Here is a 25,895-nt window from a genome sequence, read left to right as displayed (position 1 = left end):
CGAGACTTTAATAATATAAAAACCTACTATTCATTAAATTCTAATAATCTAAATTTATGATAAAAAAGAATATTTCAAAATTACTATTTTTTTAATAAAATTACATATTACGAAAACACTAAATACTTCTACATCTTTTTAATTGAATATGCAGTTAAAAATCCTATCGGAGATGTCCATTTGCGTGCTGCCCGCTATAAAATTTTGATTGTTCTTCTGCTGATACTGGCAGTGGGTTTTGCACTTTTCCGCTGGTGGAGAGGTCCAGAACTACCGAGCTATACCTTAAGCGCTATGCCGTTGGTACAAAATGTGGTGGCGACAGGACGTGTTGCTACCGTTTCGCGTGCCGATGTCGGCAGTGAAATTACTGGTGTGGTGTTAGAGCGACGCGTTCAGGAAGGGGATCAAGTTAAGCCGGGTGACCTGTTGTTAGTACTGAAATCAGATGAATTGGCTGCCCAGGTCCGCCAGGCAGAAGTTGCGTTGACCGAATTAGCCACAAGCCGACATCCGCAGGCAGTAGCAGAATTATCATCCGCCAAAGCCCAGCTTGAACAGGCCAGCCGTGAAGCCAACCGTAGACGAAATGCCGAGGCAGGCATCCTTTCGGCTGAGGAAATTGAAAAGGCGGTAGAAGCTGAAAGAGTTGCACGTAATAACTTTGAAACAGCACGTTTAAAAGCAGCCGCACTGGCATCGGGTCAGGTTGAAGAGGCTTCATTACGCGAGAAGCTCGCTGTGGCACGTGCCCAACTGGACAAGACAAAAATCCGTGCAACGGCGGCAGGCACTGTGCTGACCCGGAATGTTGAACCGGGCGATCTGGTGCAGCCCGGCCAGAGCTTATTTACCATTGCACTCGATGGTAATACCGAAATCCGTGTACCTCTGGATGAACGTAATCTATCCCGCCTGGCTTTACAGCAAAAAGCCACGGTGATTGCCGATGCCTATCCTGACCAAACTTTCCCAGCATGGATTAATTTTATTGCTCCAAGTGTCGATCCTCAACGCGGTACAGTAGAACTTAAGCTCACAGTAAATCCAGTACCTGATTTTCTACGTCAGGATATGACCGTATCGGTGAATATAGAAACGGGTAGCCGCGAGCGGGCTTTAGTCATTCCAAATGATGCTTTAACTGGACTAAAAGGAGATAAAGCCACGGTACTACTGGTACGCAATGGCAAAGTCCAACGCCAGCAGGTGACTTTGGGGATGCGCGGACTGGATCGCACAGAAGTCACTTCTGGCTTAAAGGAAGGTGATCAGGTATTGGCTAATCCAGATGCTTCTTTGGAAGATGGCACGCGGGTGCGTTTAAAGCCACAAAATAGCTTAACTAAAAATCCTGCGAACCAAAGCAGTACCAAAAACGAAATACCGGTGAAATTCGATTGAAAAACTTTTTCGGACGGCTATGGACCGAATGGACAATTGCGGTCAGTTTCTTACGTGAAGGCCGGGCACAGTCCATCATGATTACTGTTGGTGTTGCAGTAGGCGTGGCTGTGATTGTGTTTGTTACTGCCTTGATTCAAGGCCTGCAATCCAATCTGGTCGACCGGACTTTAGGTACGCAGGCGCATATTCGCCTATTGTCCCCGGATGAAGTCAATCAGGTGGCACCGACTAAAGAAGGGGTGACCCAGCTTCTACTGGAAGATAAACGTGCCCAGCGACTCCGTTCGATTAATAACTGGCAGCAAATCATGACCACACTGGATCAGTTGCCAATATTGACTGCAGTTTCCCCGACGGTTTCTGGTCCCGCACTGGTGCAGCGTGGTGAAGCCATAGAATCTGTCGCGCTGGTCGGTATTGATCTAGAACGTTATCAGCAGATTATTCCTTTAAAGGAATACTTGCAAAGTGGTCAGCTGCGAGTAGGTGCGGATGATGTGATGATTGGCAGTGAATTGGCCAATGACCTCGGTGTTCAGGTCGGTAGCAAGTTGCGGCTGGATACCGGACAGGAAAAGAGTACCTTGGTCAATATTGCCGGGATATTTGAGCTTGGGGTACGTGAACTAGACGCTCGCTACGTGTATCTGGATTTAAAACAGGCACAATCCTTGCTGAATTTGCCGGGTGGAGTGACCGTGATTGATCTGAGAGTGAATGACCTTTTTCAGGCCGATCAGATTGCGGATCAGGTAGGGCGCTTAACCTCCTTACAGGCTGAAAGCTGGATTGAAAGCAATGCCCAGTTGATGAATGCGATTTCATCACAGAGCCTTTCCACCAATATGATTATTATCTTCGTCGCCGTTTCCGTGGCTTTTGGTATTGCCAGCGTCATGTCGGTGAGCGTGGTACAGCGAACCCGGGAAATTGGTATTTTGCGTGCGACTGGTGCGACTCAATCGCAAATTTTAAGAGTATTTCTATTTCAGGGCGCGATTTTTGGCCTTATTGGCTCCGCAATTGGTAGTTCTGCCAGCTATGGACTTGTGTGGATATTTAATAATTTTGGTCCCGGCCTGTTTTATATTCCAGTACCAATTGAACTGGTATTTTTAGCATTGTTATTGGCAACATTGACGGGGGTATTGGCAGCAGCAGTTCCTGCTCGTCGTGCAGCAGCGCTGGATCCAGTGGAGGCAATTCGTCATGTCTGAGCAGTTTCAGGAGGTCTTGCGTTTAGAGGCGCTGCGAAAATCCTATAACATCGGTCAGCCCAATGAGGTGGAAGTCTTGCACGGCATTGATCTATGTATAGAACGGCAAGATTTTACTGCGCTGATTGGTCCTTCAGGTTCCGGAAAAAGTACCTTATTAAATATTTTGGGGCTGTTGGATCAGCCGAGTAGTGGGGAATTGTATTTGCTGGGGCAGCCAACCAGTAAAATGCATGATACTGAACGGACTGCACTACGAGGTAACAGTATTGGCTTTGTATTCCAATTTCATCACCTGATTCAGGCTTTTACTGCACTGCATAATATCTTGATGCCTTTAATGTTGACCCACGGCAGACCTGATAAGCAGATGATTGAGCGGGCACTTGAATTACTGGCAGCTGTCGGACTGGAAAAGTTTGCTGACCGTAAACCAAATGAGTTGTCTGGTGGACAACAACAACGTGTTGCCATTGCCCGGGCTTTAATTACCAATCCGGCTTTATTGCTGGCAGATGAACCGACCGGAAATCTGGATACGCAAACCGCTGAAGATATGTTTGCACTATTTCGTAAAGTGCATCAGGAACGGGATTGCGCTGTACTTTTGGTTACTCATGATCCGCGTCTGTCAGCGATGTGTGATCGAACCATTAACTTGGTCGATGGCCTGATTCAAAGTGATACGAGAGTGCAGCCGGTTGAAGAAGTATCTGAGTAATAGCTGAAGAGTAGGTAACCATTCATTTTTGACTCAGATTAATCAACTCATCGAGGATTATAAATTCTGATCCTCTTCGTCCTCATGTCTCTGACGGATCTGGTCTCGTTTTATCTGTGGGTCTTTGTCTACGCCTAACTGACCACGCTGAATCTCCCGATCCTGCTTTTCTTGCGGGTCTAATTCCTCTTCTGGAAATTCTTCATTCACTTCTTCATCGATTTCTTTATCTGGATTAATCATAAGAATTTACCTTCTAAAATATGGATACCGGGTACGCTTAGCTGCATCTCTATCTGAATATTCTTGTTATTGTATTGGAGAGCTGTAATTACACTGTTGTGTTTATAAGCTGCTTGATTTTATAAATTGTGGCTTGTGTTAATGTTGGTGTTCGTGGATGACTGGTCTACGCAGCTCAGCATAATTTGATTTTCATTTGATAGTTTTTTTAGATGAATGTTTTACCCAATGCAAGAAAATCAAGCTGATGAATGAGGTAACAAAAGAGATTTGGGAATAACTACCATTTAATAGGTATAACTTCTGCCACCGCTATTTATTGGTAGTGACAAGTGGTATTTCAATCTTTCTGGCCTATAATTCAGTTCAATCTCTTTCTGATCCTTTAGATCTACTTTGTATATGCCCCAATTATCCTCCTTTTTTCAAAAAAACCAGTTTTGTATTCTGGTGGAATATCTCACTTCATTAAATGAGATTTTTCCCGTAAAAACGGCATTTGCTGGCTATCCTGCTGTAATGACTTTGGCAGACCGTGTTCATTCAGATCATGATATGGCGCCGCTTGAAGCGAGTAAGCGATATCCAAACTCAGTGGAAAAGGTTCTGCATTTTGCTGGCAAAGGACGGGATATTCAGGATTTTGAGTTATTCCTACAGCAAGCTAAGGCGGCTAATATCAACAATCTTTTATTGCTGACAGGCGACAAGCTAAAAGAACATCATGATGGAAAAGACGGAGCAGAGCGTAGCCGATACCTGGAGTCGGTGAATGCTGTTATGGCGGCCAAACAATTTGGCGGATTTTGCATTGGCGTTGCATTTAACCCATTTAAATATGTTGAAGCAGAACGCGATGCCCAGTACTTAAAACTGCATAAGAAGATTAAAGCGGGTGCTGATTTTATTATCACGCAATTGGGTTATGACATTGATGCGCTCAAGCAGGTTAAGGCATTTTTAAAACGCCACCATTACGCACAGAAAATCCTCGCATGTGTGATGCCGCTCAGTTTGGCGCGCGCCAACTTTATGGTAAAAAATAAAGTTGCAGGGATTGTCATTACGCCGCATATGCTCAAAGTATTGGCAGATGAGAAACAAGCCGGACTGAGCGAGCGGGTTTATTTGCGCTGTGCTTTACAAATTTTGATGTGCAAACAGCTTGGATTTGCCGGTGTTGATTTATCTGCCTGTCATAAGCCTGAAGAACAGATGCTGCTAGAAAGCTATATTGAGCAATATCGGCATCTGGGTTTAGATGCGCTTGAATCGCTATGGATGTCCTTATGGAAAATTAAAACGGGGAAGGAGTTCATACCGGAACTATCTTCTTTTTCCCGCCAGCCATCATCTAGTCAGATGATTAAATATTATCAATTACATTTAATGCATGATGCTTTATTTGATTCAAAAATTGCTAAGGGTGTCGGCCGCTTTATTTTTAAAGCGCCATTTTGGGAACGCAAGGCTGCTGCAAAAACCTTGCTGAAAACTGAATTCATCAGCAAACATAGTATTGTCGGCTGTGAAAGCTGCGGGCAGTGTCGTTTGGGAGATACATTATATATCTGTCCTGAAACTTGCCCGAAAGGTTTAGCCAATGGGCCGTGCGGCGGGACAAGCTTAGACCGCTGTGAATTTGGTGATCGAGAATGTATTCATTCGGTTAAAGCAAGACTCGCCAAGGCGGTAGAACAAACCCAAGTGTTAAAAGAAAAACTGATTCCAACTGTACCGATTGAAGTGCGCGGAACCAGTTCTTGGAAGAATTGGTATTTAGCGACAGAGGTTTAAAGGACTATTACTTAAAGGATCATTGTTAATCTTCATCATCCATGGCATTAGAATAGAATTTCCCCCCAAATTTAATACGATCACGCCCTTGGCTCATATGCCAGCGGTTAGTGTCACGAAGTGAGTACACACAACCACAGTATTCCTGTTGATAAAATTCTCCATTTTTACTGATTTCTAGCATACGCACAGCACCGCCATTTTTACGCCAGTTATAGTCCCAATAAGTAATACCTGGGTAATGTGAAGCAGAACGATGACCACAATCATTAATCTGTTTCATATTTTTCCAGCGTGAAATACCCAATGAGCTACTGATCAGGCTAAAACCATTTTCTGCTACATACAGGGCAGTGCGTTCAAAGCGCATATCAAAACACATGGTACAGCGGATGCCTTTTTCAGGTTCATTCTCCATACCTTTCTAGTGATTTGCTTGGTCTAAAAAGAATGAATAGGTTGATCTTTTCTCATCTTAAAATGAGCTAGATTCACTTTGAATGAAATTCAAGCTTTCCTCATTAGAACTTAAATCTGAATAAACATGTATTGGATTCAGTTTGTAGGCTTTAGATGCTGCTATTAAGTTTTATTGATAAAAGTATAATAAGTTATTGTTATTTAATTAATTGTATTTTGTTGTAGTAGTGATTATTACTCGGATAATCCTCTCTTAATTTCAGCTGTTTGAATGAATTTCATTGAATCATACTGCTAAACATGAATTTTACTCACTTTGTATTGAGGTTAAATCATTTTTATTCATCTTTGAATTCACGTATAAATTGCTCCATACAGAAATTTTGATTTTGTTTTTTAGAAATTAGGGCAGTGAATACCATGAGCAATAAATTTGCATGTTCAATTAAAAAAATCCGTTTTGATGAGAACTACGAGCCAGCAAACAATACACGTTTAACCACCAACTTTGCCAATTTGGCACGTGGTGAAAGCCGCCAAGAAAATCTTCGTCGTACACTTGCAATGATCAACAATCGTTTCAATAGCTTGGCAACGGTCGATAATCCAAAGGGTGATCGTTATTCACTTGAAATCGATATCATCTCTGCAGAAATTGATATCGAAGGCAATGGTCAAACTTTCCCATTCATTGAAACCTTAAAAAGTACCATTATCGATCATCATACCAATGAACGTATTGAAGGCATGATTGGCAACAGCTTTTCATCTTATGTGCGTGATTATGACTTTAGTGTGGTATTGCCATCACTTGGTTGCAAGTTCAATGAAAAGCCTGAAGACTTTGGAGACCTGCACGGCAAGCTGTATCAACATCTCGTGAATTCAGAGGTCTTTAAAGCGGAATTTAACAAACAACCTGTGATCTGTTTAAGTGTTTCAACGACTAAAACCTATTACCGTACTGCCAATGTTCACCCGATATTAGGTGTGGAATATACCAACGATGATTACTCACGTACCGATGAATACTTCGCAAAAATGGGTTTAAGCGTGCGTTATTTCAAACCTGAAAATGGTAATGCGCCGTTGGCATTCTATTTTGCAGGCGACTTGTTGCGTGATTATACCGATTTCGAATTGATCAGTGCGATCAGCACCATGGAAAGCTTCCAAAAAATCTATCGTCCTGAAATTTATAATACCAATTCACCTGCAGGTGTGGTGTATCAGCCAAGCTTGAGCTATGGGGATTATTCATTGACTCGTATTGTCTATGACCGTGTTGAACGTAGTGAATTGGCGGTAAAACAAGGTAAATGGACAGAAGAAAACTTCATCAAACCCTATAAAGACATTCTTGAACAGTGGGCTGCTAACTTCACTGTAGCCAATGCTCAGCAAAATCAAGCTGCCTAATACATCACATATAAACAAATTTAGAGAAAGAAGATTAGACATGGCACTTGTACAACCAAAAATGTTACTTCCAACATCAACAGCAGGCAGCTTACCGAAACCTTCTTGGCTCGCTGAACCTGAAAAGCTTTGGTCAGCTTGGAAACTTGAAGGTGAAGAGCTTTTAGAGGCAAAACGTGATGCATTAAAATTGTCTTTGCATGAACAAGTGCATGCTGGCATTGATATTGTCAGTGATGGTGAACAAACCCGTCAGCATTTTGTTACCACGTTCATCGAACATCTTGAAGGTGTGGATTTTGAAAAGCGTGAAACCATGCGTATCCGTAACCGTTATGATGCTAGCGTGCCATCAGTGGTGGGTGAAGTTTCCCGTAAAAAAGCAGTTTTTGTTGATGATGCGAAATTCTTGCGTAGCCAAACCAATCAACCCATCAAATGGGCGTTACCTGGTCCGATGACTATGATTGACACGCTTTATGATGGTCACTATAAGAGCCGTGAGAAATTGGCGTGGGAATTTGCCAAAATATTGAATCAGGAAGCACTTGAACTAGAAGCAGCTGGGGTAGATATCATTCAGTTTGATGAGCCTGCGTTCAACGTGTTCTTCGATGAAGTGAATGATTGGGGCGTGGCAACTTTAGAGCGTGCGCTTGAAGGTTTGAAATGTGAAACTGCGGTACACATTTGCTACGGTTATGGGATTAAAGCCAATACTGATTGGAAAAAGACTTTAGGCAATGAATGGCGTCAATATGAGCAAGCATTCCCTAAGCTGCAACAATCTAAGTTGGATATCATCTCTCTTGAATGTCAAAATTCACGTGTACCGATGGATTTGATTGAACTGATTCGTGGCAAAAAAGTCATGGTTGGGGCGATTGATGTGGCGACCAACCAAATCGAAACCCCTGAAGAAGTAGCAAATACTTTACGTAAGGCGCTTCAGTTCGTCGATGCAGACAAACTTTATCCTTCAACCAACTGTGGTATGACACCTTTATCTCGTCAAGTCGCTCGCGGCAAACTCGAAGCATTAAGCGCAGGTGCTGCCATTGTTCGTCAAGAACTGACCGCTTAATTCTAAGCTGTCTCAATAAGTGCAGGGTGGATGATATATCAAATTATCCATTTCCCTGACTTGAGTAAGAGACAAGCCATATATACATTTGAGATAGAAGAGATGATTGAAGCAACCGACTTTAGAAATGCAATGTCCTTGTTAACCACTGCTGTGAATGTAATCACCACACAAGGGTCGGCCGGGATGCATGGTTTTACCGCATCCGCCGTATGTAGTGTGACCGATACACCGCCGACATTACTGGTTTGCATGAATCAATCATCTCGCTCACATGCACATTTTATTGAAAATAAAGTTCTGTCTGTGAATGTACTCAGCACACAGCACGAACAGATCTCCAATGCATTTGCATCGAGCAAGTTCAGTTCTGAACAGCGATTTCAATTAGGTGCTTGGACAACACTAAAAACAGGTGCTCCGATTCTCGAAGATGCACTTGTTAGTTTTGATTGTCAAATTGAAGAGATTCAAAACGTGGGCACGCATAGTATATTTTTATGTCGTATCGTAGCGATTAAACAAAGTCAGCAAGAAGAAAGCCTAGTCTATTTTAACCGTGCTTATCATCAAGTCAGTCAACTCGAACTCGCTTAATTACTCATTGCTTCAATACTCCATTCTTTAAAAGTCAGCATATCGTGGAACTTATTATTTTTTTAATCATCGGGGCACTTGCTGGATTTGCAGCAGGTCTCTTCGGTGTCGGTGGTGGTACGATTATCGTCCCACTCTTGTTTATCGTCTTTACCCAAATGGATTACAGTCCTGATGTCATTATGCATTTGGCGTTAGGGACTTCACTCGCGACGATTGTGGTGACGTCGATTAGCTCATTGATGGCACACCATAAAAATGGTGCGGTGATGTGGCCGGTATTTAAAAACCTGGCGCCACCGATGGCGATCGGCTGTTTTGCCGGAGCAGCCATTGCAGGATGGCTTTCAGGAATACATCTTCAACTCATTGTTGGTTTATTCTTGATTTGGGTAGCATATACCATGTTTACTGGTGCTAAAAAGGCAGTCGATCCAACAAAGTCTTTGCCTTCAACAGGTAAACAAATTGCTGCAGGTTCTGTGATTGGTGTGGCTTCAGCCATTTTTGGGATTGGCGGTGGTAGTGTCACTGTGCCATATCTCACCCGTTATGGTGTGGTGATGCAAAAGGCGGTCGGAACATCGGCTGCTTGTGGTTTACCAATTGCGATTGCAGGTGCTTTGGGCTTTATGATTTTTGGGATGAAAGCGCATGCGGCTGTTCCCAATAGTATAGGCTATGTACATACTTATGCATTCTTAGGCATCAGCCTCATGAGTTTCTTTACCGCAAAGTTGGGTGCAAAAACAGCGCATGCATTATCACCACAAGTGCTTAAAAAATGTTTTGCCTTATTGTTAGTTATTGTAGGATGCTTTTTCCTGTTTAAGGGCTTCAATTAAATCATTATCAGCAAATAAAGCTCACTATATCTGGGCTTTATTATTTTATAGGAATTAAATTTGTATTAGGCTTTTTGCATAAGTCGAGTTTTGAAAAATATTTGATTCACAATGAGAATTCCCTCTCCTTTGAAAAGGATGAGCGTTAATACGCGCAAGAGGGAGAGGATTTGTATGAGAAATTCCCCTCATCCTCTTGCACAGCGTTGCTGCTCATCCCAGTGGGAGAAGGGACTTTTCAATATTAATTTAAAGTCAATTGATGAGCATTTTTGACTTTAGAAAAAATTCTAATAAATCATTAACAAATCAACAGCAGACGATATACATTGTTTTCTACAGGCGCTCTATGTACACAAGGCAAAACTTGCTGTGCTGGATGATCGACTGCCAAGCGCCAAAGATGTCCTAGGCCTAAATTCACAGGTTTTGCATCAGCTTTAGGTTGGTAATGCAGATCAAAGAAATATTCTTCTAAAAAATTTTCAAATCCTGCTTCTGCGCCGTCATATAGTGCTTGAAGTTTTTCTCTAATTTCAGGAATCAAAATCTTTTGCTCGACCTGATCATTCGGCAAAATATCGCTTGCAGCACCGTAATAGGTACATAAAAAGGTATCTGTACCAATCGGTGAGCGATCGACATGAAAGGAATAGACATCTGTCGAAATAAAATCCAGTTCATCATCCCGTTCATAACTTTTAAGCAAATTCAGAGAAGGGGATGCACCAAAATCGGTTAAAAGTTGCATATCCTTTAAGATAATTTCTCTAGCCAGATGACCATTTTCTGAAAGCTGAAGCGCCAAAAGATCTTCAATAGAAACTTCCGTAATGTTCTCTTTTAAATAAAGTTTAGCGACAATCTCTTTAAAATCACCCGCCAAATTTCTAGACCAGCAAATGGCATTTATATCGTCTTGAAAATTTGAATGAACAAGTTCAGAAAAAGTTGAAACCACACTAATTTGATTGTTGCCAGAAAATGTATTCGTCATACCCGAATGAAATTACTCATTAATCATGTCTAATTATATACACTCAGCGCTATAGAGATGGAGAATGATTAAGGACATAGGACAATTTTATAGACGACAGCATTTTCGGTTTTTCAGATCGTGAAAAATAAAAGTGCCATTTGGCACAAAATCGCATTCATTACTTATCAAACTTACTAAGTGGATAGGCAATACTTTTTTATAAAAAAAATAAATATGCATATAAAAAAACTTGATTAAATCGATTTTTAGTGTATAGTTAACTTAACTAGAAAAAAGTCTTGTTTCGGTAAATCTTCTTTAAGTATCGCAGTTTTAGTCATAATCCTTCGTTTTTTTCAGATTTTAAGTCTCATTCTTTATTATTTCAAAGTTATAATCGGTCAACAAAATGACTAAAAAATTATTAAAAATTAGTAGGATATATTATGTCAAACTCAAATATTGTTAAAGGTACTGTTAAGTGGTTCAACGAAACTAAAGGTTTTGGTTTCATTCAACAAGAATCAGGTCCAGACGTTTTTGCTCATTTCAGCGAAATCTCGAGTTCAGGTTTCAAAACCTTACTTGAAGGCCAGCAAGTTGAATTCAGTATAGCTCAAGGTCAAAAAGGACCGAATGCTGTAAATATTGTTGCTATCTAAGTAATAATAGGAAGTAATAAAAAGCACTCATGAGTGCTTTTTTTATACTTTAAAATTTGTTTTCAAAATTGAAAAAATCTCTAAAAAATAGGATATAAGTTGTTAAAAATAAATGATTTAATTGCAAAATCTAAAAATGGTACTGAAATTATTGTTTCATTAATTCCCCTCAATAAAATGCAGAATACACGTCAAGGTTTTAAACAAATTGAAGTCGGTAAAAGAGTTCTTCTTTCATCGGGAATCGAGGTTGATTTAAATTTGGATGGCCGTACATTTTACACTTCTCTAAATCAGTTATTTAAATTAAATAATAAAGTTATTTAGAGATAAAATTAATAAACATCAATAATTTGAGTTTATTTTTCCCACTACAATTTTATTAAGGGTATATATGTTTAAACAGAGTCTCAGCGTGAAAGATCAGTTTGGTGTTAAACACGCTATTCAAGCAACAGTGGATCATCAGTTTGCCAACACGCAATCTCATTCGAATATAAAATATATCACCGTTGATGGTGAAGATATTCGACCTGGTTTTGAAATGTTTTTCCAAAGTACTTTGAGTGGAAAAATTTTTAAAATCTTATAGATAATAATAATTTATGTTAGATCATTATTACCACAAGTATATGTTGCGTATGATCCAGTGTGTGCAAAGGATCTGCCAAGTTTCAGAGTGGGAGAACAGTCTTATTTTTTAGACAAGTAAAATATACAAGTCAAAAATCCTTTTCAGATGCGTTTCTCTTATATGCAGGCTATACAAGAACCACCGTCAGCCCAGTTCTTATAAACTGGGCTGATTGATTTTTTAAAGCTAATTATGAAATTTTGTCAAAGTGGGTTTTATTTTCATAATTAGCTTTAATTTCTGCTGAAAATTTCATAATTAATTTTTATGAACAACATCATAAGAGGTAAGCGTTTTACGTAATATCTTATTTAACTTATGTTCACCTAAATTCTAGTTCACAATAAATTATTAAAATTTATATTTTATTTTCAATAATTTATTTCGATAAATTAATTTACTTAAATAATCATAGTTCATGAACCTAAGCTTTTTTTTTAAACTAAAATTAAAATCATAAGTTCTTTCCTTCGATTGAAGCCTACTCTCGTTTATTGAGAAAAAGGCATCAAAAGATGCCTTTTTTCTCTTTTCCCTGAATTTATTCTGAAATTTTTACCACTACTTTACCTTTTGCTCGACCAGTATTCACATATTTGAAAGCATCTTTAATCTCACTGAATTCATAAGTCTTATCGACTACTGGATTTATTTTCCCCGACTCGACTAATTTTGAAATTTCAGATAACTGTTGACCATTCGGCTGCATAAACAAAAATGAGTAGGTGATGCCTCTTTTTTTTGCTTTATTGCGGATTGACCAACTTAAAAGAGGGATAATACATTTCAGTAACCAGTTGGCTTTGATTGCTTCTGCGAACTCACGATCAGGTGGACCTGAGATACTGATAATACGACCACCACGTTTAAGGACATTTAGAGACTTCTCTAAAGTTTTTCCACCTTGCGTATCTAAAACTACGTCATAGTCTTTCAGGACTTGCTCAAAATCTGTCGTTTTGTAATCAATGATCGTGTCTGCACCTAATGCTTTGACCCAGTGGAGATTTTTTCCACTTGTGGTTGTTGCAACAGTTGCACCTAAGTATTTTGCAAGCTGAATAGCAATTGATCCAACACCGCCTGAACCAGCATGAATCAATACTTTTTGGCCTGCTTGAACTTTCGCAATTTCGACCAAAGCTTGCCATGCAGTCAATGAAACAAGAGGGAGAGAAGCAGCGAGTTCCATAGAAATATTTTGTGGCTTAAGCGCTAGTGATGACTGTTGAACGACTGTATATTCTGCAAAAGCACCGTTTAGATCTGTCTTGGCATAGACTTCATCTCCGACTTTAAATTGCGACACCTTCGAGCCTACCTCTACGACAGTACCTGCAAAGTCATTGCCTAAGATGAAAGGAAATGGGACGGGCAGAATTGCTTTAAATTCACCTTCTAAAACTCTTAAGTCGAGTGGGTTAATACTGGCTGCATGCACTTTAACAAGAACCGCATTTTCGGTTAGAGATGGTTTCGGTTGTTCATCAATTTGTACATCATTAATATTGCCGTAGCGGGTTATATAAGCTGCTTTCATTTGGAACCTCTATTATTTTGAACTTTTTAATGTTTTAGATTTTGGTTCTGTACTACACATTCATGCTTCGCTGAATTAACTTGTCAAAGACTTTTACAGGAGCAAAGCGTCGAAGGGCTTTTAAGTTTTTTGCAGTTTTACCTGCTGTATAGCGTGGTAAAACATGTTGACTCTCAATGACATTTAAAATGGTATGGGCAACCACATTTGGGTCATCTGACTTATTAATTGAATGAATCATTTGTTTGTGTAGCTTTTCACGTGCTTCATCGTAAAAAGAAACTTTATTGTCTGCTTCCAGTAAATTTACTCCTAAAGAAGTATTGGTATAAGCAGGTTCAATCAGAGATACACGAATGCCTTGTGATCTTAACTCGTGGTCTAAAGATTCAGAATAACCTTCCAGTGCATGTTTAGACGCAGCATAAAGAGCGCCAAAAGGCATAGGCACAAGTCCAAGAATTGAACTGATATTTAAAATAAGTCCTGAGTTTTTCTGACGCATGTGTGGCATAACTGCGCGAGTCATTCGAATGGCACCGAAAAAGTTAGTATCAAAAATAGCTTGTGCTTGTTGCATTGAACTTTCTTCAGCACCAGCGGGTGATATTGCAAACCCAGCATTGTTAATTAAGACATCAATTCTGCCTTCATTGGCAATCACTTTTTCAATGGCCTGAGTGACCGAATCATCTTGATTTACATCTAACTCAATCAGATGAAATTTATAGTTTGATGAGTTTTTTGCTTGTCGGCTTGTGCCATAAACAATAAATCCTGCCTCATGTAAAAGGTCTGCGGTTGCTAACCCAATACCCGATGATGCTCCTGTAATGAGAACTACTTTACTGGTCATATCATGTTCCTTACTTAAACTTTGTCGCCTGAACCAATCAATTCCGGCTTGATTTTTTCATCATAATCTAAAAATAAAATAGTTACTACTAAAAAGATAGTGACAATATATTTTTGCCTGTGTATAGTTGGTACTAAATCGATACCAACTCTGTTTTTTATCTTTTCTCCCTTTAAAAGATCACTCATAAAAAACAGATGAATCAGATCAATGAATTAAATTTGAGGATTAGAGAAATGAAGTTTTTATTAAATACAGTGGCTATGAGTTTGACGGCGATATCTATTTTTAGTGCTCCCTTAACTCAGGCAGAGGTTGTGCCATCGGTTTCTTTTAATGAACCATCAATTCAGGCACATAAAGTGTCATCAAGTGCCTTTAGCAATCTGCAAGCAGGGCAACACGCCGAGCAAGATACAAATTGGAAGAATGATGTACCGACTCAATTTATTCGTGCAGGTGACGTTAACTTCGCTTACCGAGAATATGGTCAACAGAACGGTGGAACACCTGTCATTTTCTTAAATCATTTAGCGGCTGTTCTAGATAATTGGGACCCACGAATTATTGATGGAATTGCCGCTAAACATCATGTGGTGGTGTTTGATAATCGTGGGGTCGGTGCTTCTACAGGTAAACCAGCCCAGTTGATTGAGCAAATGGCAGACGATGCGATTGCTTTCATTCAAGCAAAAGGCTTTAAGCAAGTTGATTTATTTGGCTTCTCGATGGGCGGTATGATTTCACAAGAGATTGCTTTGAAGCAGCCGAATTTAGTTCGAAAAATGATTTTGTCGGGAACTGGCCCTGCGGGAGGTACAGGCATTAGTACCGTAGGGCGAATTTCTAATTGGGATTTAGTCCGTGGAATGGCTACCGGTCAAGACCCTAAGGTTTATCTTTTCTTCACACGTACAGAAAATGGTAAAGCTGCTGCAAAACAGTTTATTCAACGTATTAACGAACGTACCGAAAACCGCGATAAAGAAATCACCATTTCTGCCTATCGTGCTCAGCTTAAAGCACTCAAAAAATGGGGCAGTAAGAAACCTTCCGACCTTTCTGTGATTCAACAACCTGTCTTAGTTGCTAATGGTGATCATGACCGAATGGTCCCAACCGTGAACACCTATGATTTGGCAAAATGTTTGCCGAATAGCTCTCTTGTTATTTACCCCGATGCTGGTCATGGTGGAATTTTCCAGTTCCATGAAGATTTTGTAAAACAATCACTTACATTCTTAAATAAATAAGAACTTAAATTTAGGACAATGACGATGACAACAATTACACACCAAACAGCCGAGACCCAATTCATTGAAGTAGATGGAGCAAAATTTGCCTATCGTCGATGGGGTAACTCAAACACAGGGCAACCACCGCTATTTTTTCTTCAGCACTTTCGAGGTGGTTTAGACAACTGGGACCCAATCATTACCAATGGTTTGGCACAAGGGCGTGAAGTCATTTTGTTTAATGGTCGAGGCATTGCTTCATCTACAGGTCAACCTCGTACCCGTATTGAAGATATGGCAGATGATGCAGCCGTAGTCATTCGTGCATTGGGTCTAAAACAAGTTGATTTATTAGGCTTTTCACTCGGCGGGTTTCAGTCACAAGATTTAGTACGTCGTCATCCTGAACTTGTAAGAAAGCTGATGCTTTTAGGTACGGGGCCAAGAGGCGGTAAACCACGTGGTGATGACCCAGAAGTGGCTGCATTGGTATTGAAACATGCAACAACTGCTGTGCCTTCTGAAGAGGACTTTCTATTTTTATTCTTTGGTCGATCACCAAAAGCAATTCAAGCAGGGCGTGAGTTTTGGCAACGTCGACATCAGCGTAAAGATCAGGATCCTGCAAGTTCAGTTGATGTGATGCAGGCTCAGATTGAAGCCAATATGCACTTTTTACCGAAGCTTGATGAACAAGATCCATTTGCACATTTACGTGAGATTAAACAACCTACTTTCATTTTAAATGGTGTTGATGATGTGATGATTCCGACCATTAATGCCTATCAGATGGCACTGAATATTCCAAATGCACAGCTATTCATTTACCCAGATGCAGGGCATGGCGCACAGTTTCAGTATCCAGAACGCTTCGTGAAGCATGCCATACAGTTTTTAGATGAGTAATCGATCTAAATTTCCTTAGTGTTTTTTATATATTGATGAACTGAGAGCTAAAATGATGAAATTTAAATTATTGCTGTGGATGCTGACCAAGCTGTTACAACGGGCTGTGAAAACCAATCCAAAATGTGCTGCATACGTGAAAGATAAAAATGTCACATTTCAAATTCAAACGGCAAGTGGTGAAGGGCGTTATTTTGAAGTCAAAAATGGCAAGCTAAGTTCTCACGCAGGACAAACCCAGTCCCCAAGTTTTACCTTTACCTTTAAAACAGGTAATAAGGGTTTTGCGGTGTTATCAGCTAAAGATAGTGTCAATACGTTTCTAACTGCTCTTAGAACAGAGGATCTTGTGATTACTGGAAACTTTGTAGATGTCATGTGGTTTCAAAGTTTAGTGGACTTTATTCAACCTCATTCTCAATCATCTTCCACTGTGTGAGCGAAGCCCATGACTCATTTGCAATTAAAAACGAATCTCCTGAATCAGCCTTTAACTTTACCTAATGGTGTGGTGATTCCAAATCGGTTGGCAAAAGCAGCAACCAGTGAAACTTTAGCCACCTATTCCAATAATCCAACTGAAAAGCATATACGGTTATATCAGCATTGGGCATCATTAGGGATTGGTATGATTATCACGGGTAACATTATGATCGACCGACGTGCCTTAGGTGAGGCTGGCAATGTGGTGGTCGAGGATGAGCGTGATTTTGCAATTTTACAGAAATGGGCAAAAAGCGTTACCGAGCAAGGTTCTCAATTGTGGGCGCAACTCAACCATCCGGGAAAACAATCCCCGAAAGGCTTAAATGTCCGTAATATTTCTGCATCGGCTGTGCCATTTGGGGTTGAAATGCAATCTTTATTTGCGACTCCAGATGAAGCAACTCATGAGGAGATCATAGAGATCATTCAACGTTTTGGTCGCAGTGCACTGATATGTAAAAAGGCTGGATTTAGTGGTGTTGAAATCCATGCTGCACATGGATATTTGATTAATCAATTTTTATCTCCATTACATAATTTAAGAAAGGACGAGTGGGGTGGTACACCTGAAAAACGTCGTAAATTTCTAATGGAAGTTTATAAAGAGATTCGCAAACAAGTCGGTACAGATTTTCCAATCGCAATTAAACTCAACTCCGCTGATTTTCAAAAAGGTGGATTTACGGAAGAAGACTCTTTAGAGGTTATTAAGGCATTAGCGGACGCAGGAATTGATCTGATTGAAATCTCAGGTGGTACTTACGAATCTGGTGTAGCTAAAGCACCAGAGAAATATTCAACCATTGCCCGTGAAGCATTTTTTATAGATTTTGCTGAAAAGGTGAGAAAGCATGTAATAACACCATTAATGGTGACAGGTGGTTTTAGAAGTGCAGAGGGAATGAATCAAGCGCTAGAATCCAATGCATTTGATGTGGTTGGAATTGCAAGACTGATGGCAATAGACCCTGATGCAGCAAAATATTTGTTAGCAGGAACCAATAGCAAACAAAATGTTCAACCGATTAAAACAGGAATTAAAAAGATTGATCGTCTGGGGATTATGGAAGTTCTTTGGTACACCCAACAACTTAACCGTATTGCTCAAGGTAAAGCACCAAAACCTAAAGAAAGTGGTTTATGGGCATTTATTAAATCTGTTTTACGTAGCGGTTGGGGAGCGTATGCGACCCAGCGTAGCCGGATAAAATCTTAAACCATTCGTTGAAGCTATGAAAAAAGCACTCATTTTGGGTGCTTTTTAGCTTTATTCACCTTGTTGGCGAATAGGTCGTGTACCAATTTCGGCTCCTGTCACTTGATCAATCACAATAGGCTTAATTTCAGTACCTTTTTCAGCATCAAGAAACGTTACCATTTCTTCAGGATGCTCATAAGGTTTGTATTTACGTCCCCATGCACCAATCACAAATAATACAGGGAGAAAATCCTGACCAGCTTGAGTGAGTACATATTCTTCACGAGGAGGATGTTCTGAATATTGTCTTTTTTCAAGTAATCCTTCATCAACTAAAACAGACAACCGTTTAGTTAACATTGTCGGAGCAATGCCTAAATTTTTACGAAATTGGTCAAATCGAGTAAAACCTGCATGTGCATCTCGTAATATCAGCATACTCCAAGCATCACCTAAAACAGACAAACTTCTGGCAATTGGGCAGATTTCAAGACTGGTATTTGTACTCATAGGGAATTAACAAACTGAAAAGTAACTACTATAACAATAGTAACATACTCTGACTTATTAAAGAAAAGCTATTCATCAATAACTTCTATTTTTGCTTATAGGTTCTCATAAATTTTATCATGTAAAACTTGATATAAAGAAGAATAAAATTTACCGTATATCAATATTAATGAACTAAGTTGCAGGTGTTATTTACTGCACTTATGTTCACCTAAAGTCTAGTTCATAAATATATTTATAAAATTTAATAGCTTGAAAATAATTTTCATTTTTACTGAAAAATTTGGTTAATGAATCCGTTAGAAATAATCAAATTTTTCATAATAACAAGAAAATGTGTTTGATTTAACATACATTTTTAAAATTGAACAACACCATTCACATTTTTATGAGATGAATCCAGAAACATTCGAAGAATGGTAAATATCTAGGGTACACCCTAAAGTAACACTGACAACACCCCAAAATTTATGTATCAATTAAATTAATTTTATCCATACGTTACATGTAACTTTGAAATATAATATTTATTATTTACAATAAACAGAAATAAGCGTCTGGTAGAGGGCAAGATGAAAGGTCATAAGGTGGGATATGTCCGAGTCAGCTCAGTCGAGCAAAATACGGGACGCCAACTTGAAGGCATCGAAATTGATCGGCTGTTCATAGACAAAGCTTCGGGTAAAAATACCGACCGCCCCAAATTTCAGGAAATGCTGAACTATGTTCGAGAAGGGGACATGGTGGTGGTACATTCGATGGATCGTTTTGCGCGTAGCTTAAAAGATCTAGTTGAAGAAGTAGACAAATTGGTTAAGCGGGGTATTGCGATTCAATTTATCAAAGAAAAAATTACCTTTACTGCCCAAGCCACGCCGATGGATAACCTGATGTTGCAACTGATGGGGGCTTTTGCTCAGTTCGAACGTGAAATTATTTTAGAACGACAAAAAGAAGGCATTAAACTGGCAGCGGCTCAAGGTAAATATAAAGGTCGGGTCCATAAACTCAAACCTGATCAGGCGAATGCTTTACGTCAGGCTTGGGCAGAAGGGAAATATAGTTCGAAGGCTGCTTTGGGGAAGGCTTTTGGAATTAGCCGGCAGGCTGTTTATCGGTATTTAAAAGCTGATGATTAACTCAATTTAAATTGGTAATTCTATAATTTACTTATGCAAATGATAAATCCATAAAAAAGCCCATTCGAGGGGTAAAAAGCATTGTTTATCATAGGTTTCTTTCATAATTTTACATAATTTTTTCTATTAAAAAATAAATGTCTGGCAGTAAAAGAAGCTGATGAGCCTGTTCGCATACTATAGGGCAACAAGATGAGCTTTTTCTTGACCTAAATTACATCGAACAGATGTAATGATTTTGATATGTTCCATAAGAAACTCCTTACTTAACCCTAGTGCTATGACCAGGTCATAATTGTGAAGTGTCTGATTTAATTTAGAGCTAATACAATGACTCAAATTTCTATTTGCAACAGTGCCGTAAGGGATGCTGAGTTATTAAACATCTTATTCGAGCTGTAAATTATATTAGCTATAAAAAATCGGTGAGCTCATTTAGCTCACTGATTTCACATTATTTAGCACAATAGAAGCTCAATATTGTGTCATGTTTTTATATAGCTTGATGATTCATCTTAACTTGAAGATAATTGTAATTTAAACTCCAAGTTCTGTCTTATTGCTGGCCATTCACTTCGCAAAATACTGTACACATAAGTGTCTCGTAAAATGTCGTCTTTAACAATTTGATGGCTTCGCAATATACCATCTAATTTAGCGCCTAATCGTTCAATTGCAGCACGACTTTTAAAATTAAATGAGGATGTACGAAACTCAACTGCAATACAATTCAAAACCTCAAATGCATGGCTCAACAGTAGTTTTTTAGATTCGGTATTGACCGCACTACGCTGGGCTGACTGTCTATACCAAGTTGAGCCAATTTCTAGTCGACAGTGAGCAACATCAATATTCATAAAACTGGTCATGCCTAAAATTTTGCCACTGTGGCGCTCAAATACCGTAAAAGGCAGCATTTGACCATTCTGTTGCGAATCTAAACGCCTTTGAATTTCAGCCAACATCCGCTCTGGGGTCGGGATAAAGGTGTACCAAAGTTTCCATAATTCACCATCTTGTACAGCCTCAATCAATTCAAGATGATGCGATTCATCAAGTGGTTTTAAAATGACATTTTGCCCAACCAATGTCACTGGTTCTATCCATTGCATTCCGGATTCCTCAATTCATTGTGATTTTATAGACTATGTTTTTTTGATGCAGCAACCTGATGCATGGCACCCCCGATAGCATGCTGTCCATTTTGCGTTAAGGCATTGGCGACACCTAAAACATCTCGGTATTCTTTGTTTTGACCTAATTTTGCTTTGCCTTGCAATTTAGTAATTTTGATTTCAATTCCCACAATTTCTTTCAGCATTGGTTCTAAATAGTCTTTTGGTGCATCTGACATTTTCCAAGGTTCAGCTTGTGTGGCTTCATGTGTGCGCGTTAAACGAGCCACCACACCTCGGACATAACGCTCATCATCATGAATTTTGACTTTGCCATAGGCATGTATCACCATATAGTTCCAAGTTGGAACTTGTTGATGATGTTCATGTTTACTCGGATACCATTGTGGAGAGATATAGGCATCTCCTGCTCGAAATACTACCAAGACATCATCACCATCTTTGATGTCTTGCCAAATAGGATTCTGTCTCGATACATGCGCATGTAAGACCCCAAGTTCGGACTGCTCAGTACTAAGTTCAAAAGGAAGATGATTCGCATCCAACCCACTCATGCCATGCGTAAACAAAATGCCTAATGCGTACTGTTTGATAAGCTGATGCATAACGTCAATTTGTGGGATTTCAAAATCTGCTGGAATATACATGGCTTACACTCTTTTAATTGCGATTTAAAACAAAAATGATTTCATTGTTGTAAATTTCCTCTATTCACTGGATTATTAAAAGAACCAGTTTGTTTTAATTTAAGTAGACCAGAATTATGGCAAGAATTGCAAAAGTGATCGACCTTCCCTCGATTATGAAACTGAATAAAGCAGATGGGCAGATTACCACTCAACTGATTCATATCTTGAGAGAAGCCGTACAAAAAGGTGATTTACATTCTGGCGACCCATTACCTTCTTCCCGTGAACTGGCACAAACCTTAGGCATCGCCCGTGGTACGATTATTGAGGCATATGATCAACTAATTGCTGAAGGGGTTTTAGAAGCTCGATCACGTCAGGGAACATTTGTCTCTCATGCGTTAAAGTGCTCAAGTCCTCAAACAGCATCAACTCACCAGATTGATGCCGAATTTCTTACCGATACTGCGCGAACTTATGCGGAGATTTTCAAAGAATTTAAGCCCTTAGCTCACCGTCCATTTGCCATCTCTGTTCCTACAGGACGTACGCAACCCAGTGATGTTTGGCGAAAATTTGGAAATCGCTTTCGTGCACGAGGTGTGGCAGCACCCTCGGGTTATGATGACCCTCAAGGTGTCTATGCCTTACGTTCAGCGATTGCTGGCTATGTCAGATGCTCCCGTTCAGTCCAATGTGAACCCGAGCAAATTGTGATTACCAGCGGTATTCAGCAAGCACTGTATCTTTGTGGCCAAATTTTATTTACCAACCATGACTCTGTCTGGATTGAAGACCCTGCATATCGTGGCACAACAGCCATTCTTGAAAACTCGTTGCACCATCTTCAAATCACCCGCGTTCCTGTTGATGAAGAAGGTATTCAAGTCCAAAAAGGTATTGAACTCGCACCTCATGCTCGCGCTGCCTTTGTTACCCCTTCACATCAATATCCGCTTGGTATGCCGATGAGTTTGGCTCAACGAAACAAACTGATTGAATGGGCAAAACAGCAACGGGCATGGATTGTTGAAGATGATTACGACAGTGAGCTTCGCTACACTGGTCAACCATTTCCCGCACTGCAAGGCATGGCACCTGATCAAGTCATTTACCTTGGTACATTTAGTAAAGTCCTTTTTCCTTCGTTACGGCTAGGCTATGCGGTATTACCGAAAGTCTTGGTGGCACCCTTTTGTGGCCTTAGAGCACTGATCGACCGCCATCCCCCCTCAGCAGATCAGCATGTGTTGGCTGCATTTATTCAAGAAGGTTATTTAGAGCGGCATATTCGCCGCATACGCAATGTTTATGCTGAAAATCGTCAGCAGATTATTCAACTGATTGATCGCTATATTCCAAAACAATATGCTTTTATTGAGTCAGGGGATCAAGGCATGCACATGGTGCTCTGGTTAACAGCCTCTGCGGATGATCTAAAAATTGCAAAAATAGCGCTTGAAGCAGGGGTTTCAGTCAAAGCTGTATCACCTACCTTTTCTCAAGCGCGTAAACGGCCTGGACTGATTCTTGGGCTAGGTGACTTTGATTTAAATCAATTAGAACGAGCAATTCAAATTTTATCTGAAGTGATTCAAACCTGTTTAAACTAAACATTAAATTATGACAAGCTCAAAAGAAATTATCAAAGTTCTGTTACTTTAGCCTGTATATTTTTATGGCTACCTTTATAGGTTTAATTGTGAACAGTAAATGTCAACAGACTCTAATTTTTAGTTGAGTGTTAAAAATTTGGAAATAGGGGCTTTTATATAAGCCCTTCATTTCAATTTACTGGTTTTAAATGTTTTCGACTAGCAAGAAGATAGATATCTTTAGAATTAGAAATGCGAGAAAGTTTTCTTAGAACATTATGTTGGGTTTCGGGAGTCCAATAAATTTTCAAATGTTCACGAGCCCTTGTAATAGCTGTATAAAAAATACTATGAGTTATTTCATCTTCATTAGCATCAGTAATGACTATCTTCACTGAGTCATATTCAAGTCCTTGAGCTTTATGTGAATAGCCACCGATTTTGCAGACACCTTTTAGTTAGGTAATGGACTGCCACCACTCTCCTAGACACCTTTCAGTCCAGTGATTCCACCAAGAAAAAATGAGAACCTTGGAAAGACAAAAAGCTGAGATCTTTAGAGAGAAATTAATTATTGAAAACGGTCAAATTCCTAGGAAGAACAATTTGGAAAAAGTGGTCTGGGTATCATCGCCGAAGCTTGGTAGAAACTAAGATGCATTGCATCAAATTATTGGGAGATAAACTCAGTGCTAGGAACTTTCAAAGCCAAGTGAATGAGATTCATGCACGTGTGACAGTATTAAATAAATTTACGGAATTAGGCCGATCTCATACCCAAATTGTCACTTAAACCTGAGTAGATTCAGGTAGCTATAATCTTTAAATCTTTGTGCAACAAAGCCTTGATAAATTATAAAATATTACGCAGTTCTCGAGCTGTTTCTTGAAGTAAAGGTAAAATATTTTGAACTAAGTAGTCTTTATTTGTTCGAATGGTTGGAGAAACAATATTTAATGCAGCAATTACTTTAAACTTATGATCATAAATTGGTACAGCAAGGGCATGTACTCCCAATTCATGTTCCTCACATGAATAGCACCAATCATCCTCTTTTATTTTATACAGAAGTTCTAGAAAGAGCTGATTGTCAACAATAGTATATTTAGTCAGTCGTTGCAGAGGGTATTTTTCTAACCATTCTATTTGCTGATTGCGTTCTAAATCTGCTAATAAAATCTTTCCTGCAGAGGTTGCATGTGCAGGTAAACGGTTTCCTAAATGTAAACCGTAGGGATTAACGCGATCTGTTTGCTGATGTGCTGCACTGCGAGCGATCGTAATAGCCTCATATCCATCTAGCACCATAACCGAAAAGATCAAAGATGTCTGATTGGTCAACAAATTGAGTAAGGGTTGAGACATTTTAGGAAGCTGAGCACCACCAAGATAAGAACCTGAAAATTTTAAAATTTTAGGGGTTAGGTAGAAATAATGACCATCAGATTCTAAATAACCTAAATATTCAAGGGTGAGTAAATGGCGTCGTGCAGCAGCTCGTGTCATGCCTGTTCGTTCTGCTGCCATAGAAATATTTAAACGATGTCGGTCAGTACCAAAGCTGTCCAGAATCGCCATGCCTTTACTGATGCCAGCGACAAAGTCTTCGTGCCGAATGCTTTTTTTATTGTCTTTATTGTGCAGCTGCTTTTCAGTGTGCTGTATTGCTTTACTCATATTGTCTCTTTCTCCATTTTATTGCATGCATATTTTTACTATAGCGTGAAATCAGACTGTATTAATCAGGTTTTGTTCGATATGTAGATAAATTGTTCGATCATCGAACAAAAGAACATATAACTATCTAGTCCAACGCCAGAAAATGATAAAAAATGAACGTATAAGGAAATCGAACTAAAAGACTAGGGAATGTTGTTTTAGCTGAATCATTCTCCAGTATAAGTTAGGTTTTGTCGCCTTTTCAAATTTGCATGATGCACAATGGAGTTATCTAATGATAGATAAAAGTGCAGCGACCTTAACGGAAGCGCTCTCCCAAATCACCGACGGCTCAACCATCATGATCGGTGGTTTTGGTACAGCAGGACAACCTGCTGAACTAATTGATGGCTTAATTCAACTCGGTATTAAAGACCTCACCATCGTCAGCAATAATGCAGGCAATGGTGACTATGGTCTCGCGAAGCTACTCAAAGCTGGTGCAGTAAAAAAAGTCATCTGTTCGTTCCCGCGTCAGTCCGATTCTTGGGTCTTCGATGAACTCTATCGTGCAGGCAAAATCGATTTAGAGCTGGTTCCACAAGGCAATCTGGCCTGTCGTATTCAAGCGGCTGGTATGGGCCTGGGTGCAGTGTTCACGCCAACCGGCTATGGCACCTTATTGGCTGAAGGCAAAGAAACCCGTCACATCGACGGTAAAGATTATGTTTTTGAATATCCAATCAAAGCGGACTTTGCTCTGATTAAAGCCCAGCAAGGCGACCGTTGGGGCAATCTGGTTTATCGCAAATCGGCACGTAACTTCGGCCCGATTATGGCAATGGCAGCAGGCGTGACCATTGCACAAGTCTCTGAAGTAGTGGACTTAGGTGCTTTAGACCCAGAGCACATCATCACCCCAGGCATTTTCGTTCAACACGTGGTACAGGTTCAACCTGAACCCGTTGCTCTGTAATCGG

General features: G+C 39.7%; 28 protein-coding genes and 2 pseudogenes. 19 read left to right on the top strand and 11 right to left on the bottom strand.

Going from position 1 to position 25,895, the window contains the following annotated elements:
* The first annotated feature begins 180 nt into the window (after positions 1–180).
* The 3 genes from WAE57_RS06835 to WAE57_RS06825 are packed head-to-tail and all read left to right on the top strand — an operon-like array spanning position 181 to position 3,345.
* Entirely contained in the window at positions 181–1,404 is a 1,224-nt protein-coding gene (locus WAE57_RS06835) for an efflux RND transporter periplasmic adaptor subunit (RefSeq protein WP_337709488.1), read from the top strand.
* Complete coding sequence (locus WAE57_RS06830; RefSeq protein ID WP_337709486.1) at positions 1,401–2,624, top strand: FtsX-like permease family protein; 1,224 nt, start codon at positions 1,401–1,403, stop codon at positions 2,622–2,624. Before WAE57_RS06835 ends, WAE57_RS06830 begins: the two co-directional genes overlap by 4 nt.
* Complete coding sequence (locus WAE57_RS06825; protein WP_337709484.1) at positions 2,617–3,345, top strand: ABC transporter ATP-binding protein; 729 nt, start codon at positions 2,617–2,619, stop codon at positions 3,343–3,345. The genes WAE57_RS06830 and WAE57_RS06825 overlap by 8 nt, the downstream gene beginning before the upstream one ends.
* Before the next feature lie 57 nt (positions 3,346–3,402).
* Here WAE57_RS06825 and WAE57_RS06820 read toward each other — a convergent pair whose 3' ends face one another.
* Positions 3,403–3,588, bottom strand: coding sequence for a hypothetical protein (locus WAE57_RS06820; protein WP_301433350.1), 186 nt, complete (start codon positions 3,586–3,588; stop codon positions 3,403–3,405).
* A 402-nt stretch (positions 3,589–3,990) separates the two neighbouring features.
* Here WAE57_RS06820 and WAE57_RS06815 point away from each other — a divergent pair, with 402 nt between their 5' ends.
* The gene (locus WAE57_RS06815; protein WP_337709482.1) at positions 3,991–5,385 is read left to right on the top strand and encodes a methylenetetrahydrofolate reductase C-terminal domain-containing protein; all 1,395 of its coding nucleotides are present in this window, start codon (positions 3,991–3,993) and stop codon (positions 5,383–5,385) included.
* Positions 5,386–5,410: 25 nt separating this feature from the next.
* Here the strand turns inward: WAE57_RS06815 and WAE57_RS06810 are convergent.
* Positions 5,411–5,809, bottom strand: a pseudogene (locus WAE57_RS06810) (epoxyqueuosine reductase QueH); the annotation flags it as partial.
* Positions 5,810–6,225: 416 nt separating this feature from the next.
* Here WAE57_RS06810 and WAE57_RS06805 point away from each other — a divergent pair.
* The 4 genes from WAE57_RS06805 to WAE57_RS06790 all read left to right on the top strand — a co-directional run bounded on the left by WAE57_RS06805 (position 6,226) and on the right by WAE57_RS06790 (position 9,750).
* A complete protein-coding gene (locus WAE57_RS06805) occupies positions 6,226–7,224 on the top strand; it encodes a putative oxygenase MesX (protein ID WP_237787408.1) in 999 nt (332 codons plus the stop codon).
* Between the two features lie 40 nt (positions 7,225–7,264).
* Positions 7,265–8,308, top strand: coding sequence for a methionine synthase (locus WAE57_RS06800; protein WP_337709479.1), 1,044 nt, complete (start codon positions 7,265–7,267; stop codon positions 8,306–8,308).
* A gap of 102 nt (positions 8,309–8,410) precedes the next feature.
* A complete protein-coding gene (locus WAE57_RS06795) occupies positions 8,411–8,905 on the top strand; it encodes a flavin reductase (RefSeq protein WP_337709477.1) in 495 nt (164 codons plus the stop codon).
* A gap of 44 nt (positions 8,906–8,949) precedes the next feature.
* Positions 8,950–9,750 carry a sulfite exporter TauE/SafE family protein gene (locus WAE57_RS06790; RefSeq protein ID WP_337709475.1) on the top strand — a complete coding sequence of 267 codons (801 nt, stop codon included), beginning with the start codon at positions 8,950–8,952 and terminating at the stop codon, positions 9,748–9,750.
* Positions 9,751–10,051: 301 nt separating this feature from the next.
* On the opposite strand, the gene WAE57_RS06785 is transcribed toward WAE57_RS06790, so the two are convergent.
* Positions 10,052–10,747 carry a DUF1826 domain-containing protein gene (locus WAE57_RS06785; protein WP_337709473.1) on the bottom strand — a complete coding sequence of 232 codons (696 nt, stop codon included), beginning with the start codon at positions 10,745–10,747 and terminating at the stop codon, positions 10,052–10,054.
* 428 nt (positions 10,748–11,175) lie between these two features.
* Between WAE57_RS06785 and WAE57_RS06780 the strand changes: the two genes are divergently transcribed.
* The 3 genes from WAE57_RS06780 (at position 11,176) to WAE57_RS06770 (ending at position 11,983) form a co-directional block, all read left to right on the top strand.
* Positions 11,176–11,391 (top strand): cold-shock protein, encoded by a 216-nt coding sequence (locus WAE57_RS06780; protein WP_337709471.1) that lies wholly within the window; start codon positions 11,176–11,178, stop codon positions 11,389–11,391.
* A 99-nt stretch (positions 11,392–11,490) separates the two neighbouring features.
* Positions 11,491–11,718 carry a hypothetical protein gene (locus WAE57_RS06775; protein WP_337709469.1) on the top strand — a complete coding sequence of 76 codons (228 nt, stop codon included), beginning with the start codon at positions 11,491–11,493 and terminating at the stop codon, positions 11,716–11,718.
* A gap of 67 nt (positions 11,719–11,785) precedes the next feature.
* Positions 11,786–11,983, top strand: a complete 198-nt coding sequence (locus tag WAE57_RS06770) for a hypothetical protein (protein ID WP_086174675.1) — start codon at positions 11,786–11,788, stop codon at positions 11,981–11,983.
* Positions 11,984–12,566: 583 nt separating this feature from the next.
* On the opposite strand, the gene WAE57_RS06765 is transcribed toward WAE57_RS06770, so the two are convergent.
* The 3 genes from WAE57_RS06765 to WAE57_RS06755 are packed head-to-tail and all read right to left on the bottom strand — an operon-like array spanning position 12,567 to position 14,609.
* The gene (locus tag WAE57_RS06765) at positions 12,567–13,565 is read right to left on the bottom strand and encodes an NADP-dependent oxidoreductase (RefSeq protein ID WP_337709466.1); all 999 of its coding nucleotides are present in this window, start codon (positions 13,563–13,565) and stop codon (positions 12,567–12,569) included.
* A 52-nt stretch (positions 13,566–13,617) separates the two neighbouring features.
* Positions 13,618–14,421 carry an oxidoreductase gene (locus WAE57_RS06760; protein WP_337709464.1) on the bottom strand — a complete coding sequence of 268 codons (804 nt, stop codon included), beginning with the start codon at positions 14,419–14,421 and terminating at the stop codon, positions 13,618–13,620.
* 14 nt (positions 14,422–14,435) lie between these two features.
* The gene (locus WAE57_RS06755) at positions 14,436–14,609 is read right to left on the bottom strand and encodes a hypothetical protein (protein WP_337709462.1); all 174 of its coding nucleotides are present in this window, start codon (positions 14,607–14,609) and stop codon (positions 14,436–14,438) included.
* Between the two features lie 48 nt (positions 14,610–14,657).
* Here WAE57_RS06755 and WAE57_RS06750 point away from each other — a divergent pair, with 48 nt between their 5' ends.
* Genes WAE57_RS06750 through WAE57_RS06735 form a run of 4 tightly spaced genes read left to right on the top strand, consistent with a single transcriptional unit; the run spans position 14,658 to position 18,264 of the window.
* Complete coding sequence (locus WAE57_RS06750) at positions 14,658–15,674, top strand: alpha/beta hydrolase (protein WP_337709460.1); 1,017 nt, start codon at positions 14,658–14,660, stop codon at positions 15,672–15,674.
* A gap of 24 nt (positions 15,675–15,698) precedes the next feature.
* Positions 15,699–16,562 (top strand): alpha/beta hydrolase, encoded by an 864-nt coding sequence (locus WAE57_RS06745; RefSeq protein WP_337709458.1) that lies wholly within the window; start codon positions 15,699–15,701, stop codon positions 16,560–16,562.
* A gap of 52 nt (positions 16,563–16,614) precedes the next feature.
* Positions 16,615–17,001, top strand: a complete 387-nt coding sequence (locus WAE57_RS06740) for a helicase (protein ID WP_337709456.1) — start codon at positions 16,615–16,617, stop codon at positions 16,999–17,001.
* 9 nt (positions 17,002–17,010) lie between these two features.
* On the top strand, positions 17,011–18,264 hold the full coding sequence (locus WAE57_RS06735) for an NADH:flavin oxidoreductase/NADH oxidase family protein (protein WP_337709455.1): 1,254 nt from the start codon (positions 17,011–17,013) through the stop codon (positions 18,262–18,264).
* A 51-nt stretch (positions 18,265–18,315) separates the two neighbouring features.
* Here WAE57_RS06735 and WAE57_RS06730 read toward each other — a convergent pair whose 3' ends face one another.
* Complete coding sequence (locus WAE57_RS06730; protein WP_337709453.1) at positions 18,316–18,756, bottom strand: helix-turn-helix domain-containing protein; 441 nt, start codon at positions 18,754–18,756, stop codon at positions 18,316–18,318.
* Between the two features lie 572 nt (positions 18,757–19,328).
* Here WAE57_RS06730 and WAE57_RS06725 point away from each other — a divergent pair.
* Entirely contained in the window at positions 19,329–19,895 is a 567-nt protein-coding gene (locus tag WAE57_RS06725) for a recombinase family protein (protein ID WP_337709451.1), read from the top strand.
* A 515-nt stretch (positions 19,896–20,410) separates the two neighbouring features.
* Here the strand turns inward: WAE57_RS06725 and WAE57_RS06720 are convergent.
* Together WAE57_RS06720 and WAE57_RS06715 are read right to left on the bottom strand one after the other, a co-directional pair.
* The gene (locus tag WAE57_RS06720) at positions 20,411–21,007 is read right to left on the bottom strand and encodes a GNAT family protein (RefSeq protein WP_337709449.1); all 597 of its coding nucleotides are present in this window, start codon (positions 21,005–21,007) and stop codon (positions 20,411–20,413) included.
* Positions 21,008–21,033: 26 nt separating this feature from the next.
* Positions 21,034–21,678 carry an FMN-binding negative transcriptional regulator gene (locus WAE57_RS06715; protein ID WP_337709446.1) on the bottom strand — a complete coding sequence of 215 codons (645 nt, stop codon included), beginning with the start codon at positions 21,676–21,678 and terminating at the stop codon, positions 21,034–21,036.
* A 116-nt stretch (positions 21,679–21,794) separates the two neighbouring features.
* On the opposite strand from WAE57_RS06715, the gene WAE57_RS06710 reads away from it, so the two are divergent.
* Positions 21,795–23,273 carry a PLP-dependent aminotransferase family protein gene (locus WAE57_RS06710; protein ID WP_337709443.1) on the top strand — a complete coding sequence of 493 codons (1,479 nt, stop codon included), beginning with the start codon at positions 21,795–21,797 and terminating at the stop codon, positions 23,271–23,273.
* A gap of 173 nt (positions 23,274–23,446) precedes the next feature.
* Here the strand turns inward: WAE57_RS06710 and WAE57_RS06705 are convergent, their stop codons facing one another.
* Positions 23,447–23,695 carry an ATP-binding domain-containing protein gene (locus tag WAE57_RS06705; protein ID WP_330848260.1) on the bottom strand — a complete coding sequence of 83 codons (249 nt, stop codon included), beginning with the start codon at positions 23,693–23,695 and terminating at the stop codon, positions 23,447–23,449.
* An 86-nt stretch (positions 23,696–23,781) separates the two neighbouring features.
* Between WAE57_RS06705 and WAE57_RS06700 the strand changes: the two are divergent.
* Positions 23,782–24,048, top strand: a pseudogene (locus tag WAE57_RS06700) (IS5/IS1182 family transposase); the annotation flags it as partial.
* Between the two features lie 60 nt (positions 24,049–24,108).
* On the opposite strand, the gene pcaU reads toward WAE57_RS06700, so the two are convergent.
* Positions 24,109–24,921 (bottom strand): IclR family transcriptional regulator PcaU, encoded by an 813-nt coding sequence (gene pcaU, locus WAE57_RS06695; protein WP_337709579.1) that lies wholly within the window; start codon positions 24,919–24,921, stop codon positions 24,109–24,111.
* A 289-nt stretch (positions 24,922–25,210) separates the two neighbouring features.
* Here pcaU and WAE57_RS06690 point away from each other — a divergent pair, with 289 nt between their 5' ends.
* A complete protein-coding gene (locus WAE57_RS06690; RefSeq protein ID WP_337709441.1) occupies positions 25,211–25,891 on the top strand; it encodes a 3-oxoacid CoA-transferase subunit A in 681 nt (226 codons plus the stop codon).
* Positions 25,892–25,895: the final 4 nt, after the last annotated feature.

This window comes from Acinetobacter sp. NS-4, from assembly GCF_037402435.1.
Classification (GTDB): domain Bacteria; phylum Pseudomonadota; class Gammaproteobacteria; order Pseudomonadales; family Moraxellaceae; genus Acinetobacter.
Note: the sequence above shows the minus strand (reverse complement) of the source record. Positions and strands in the feature narration are given on the sequence as shown.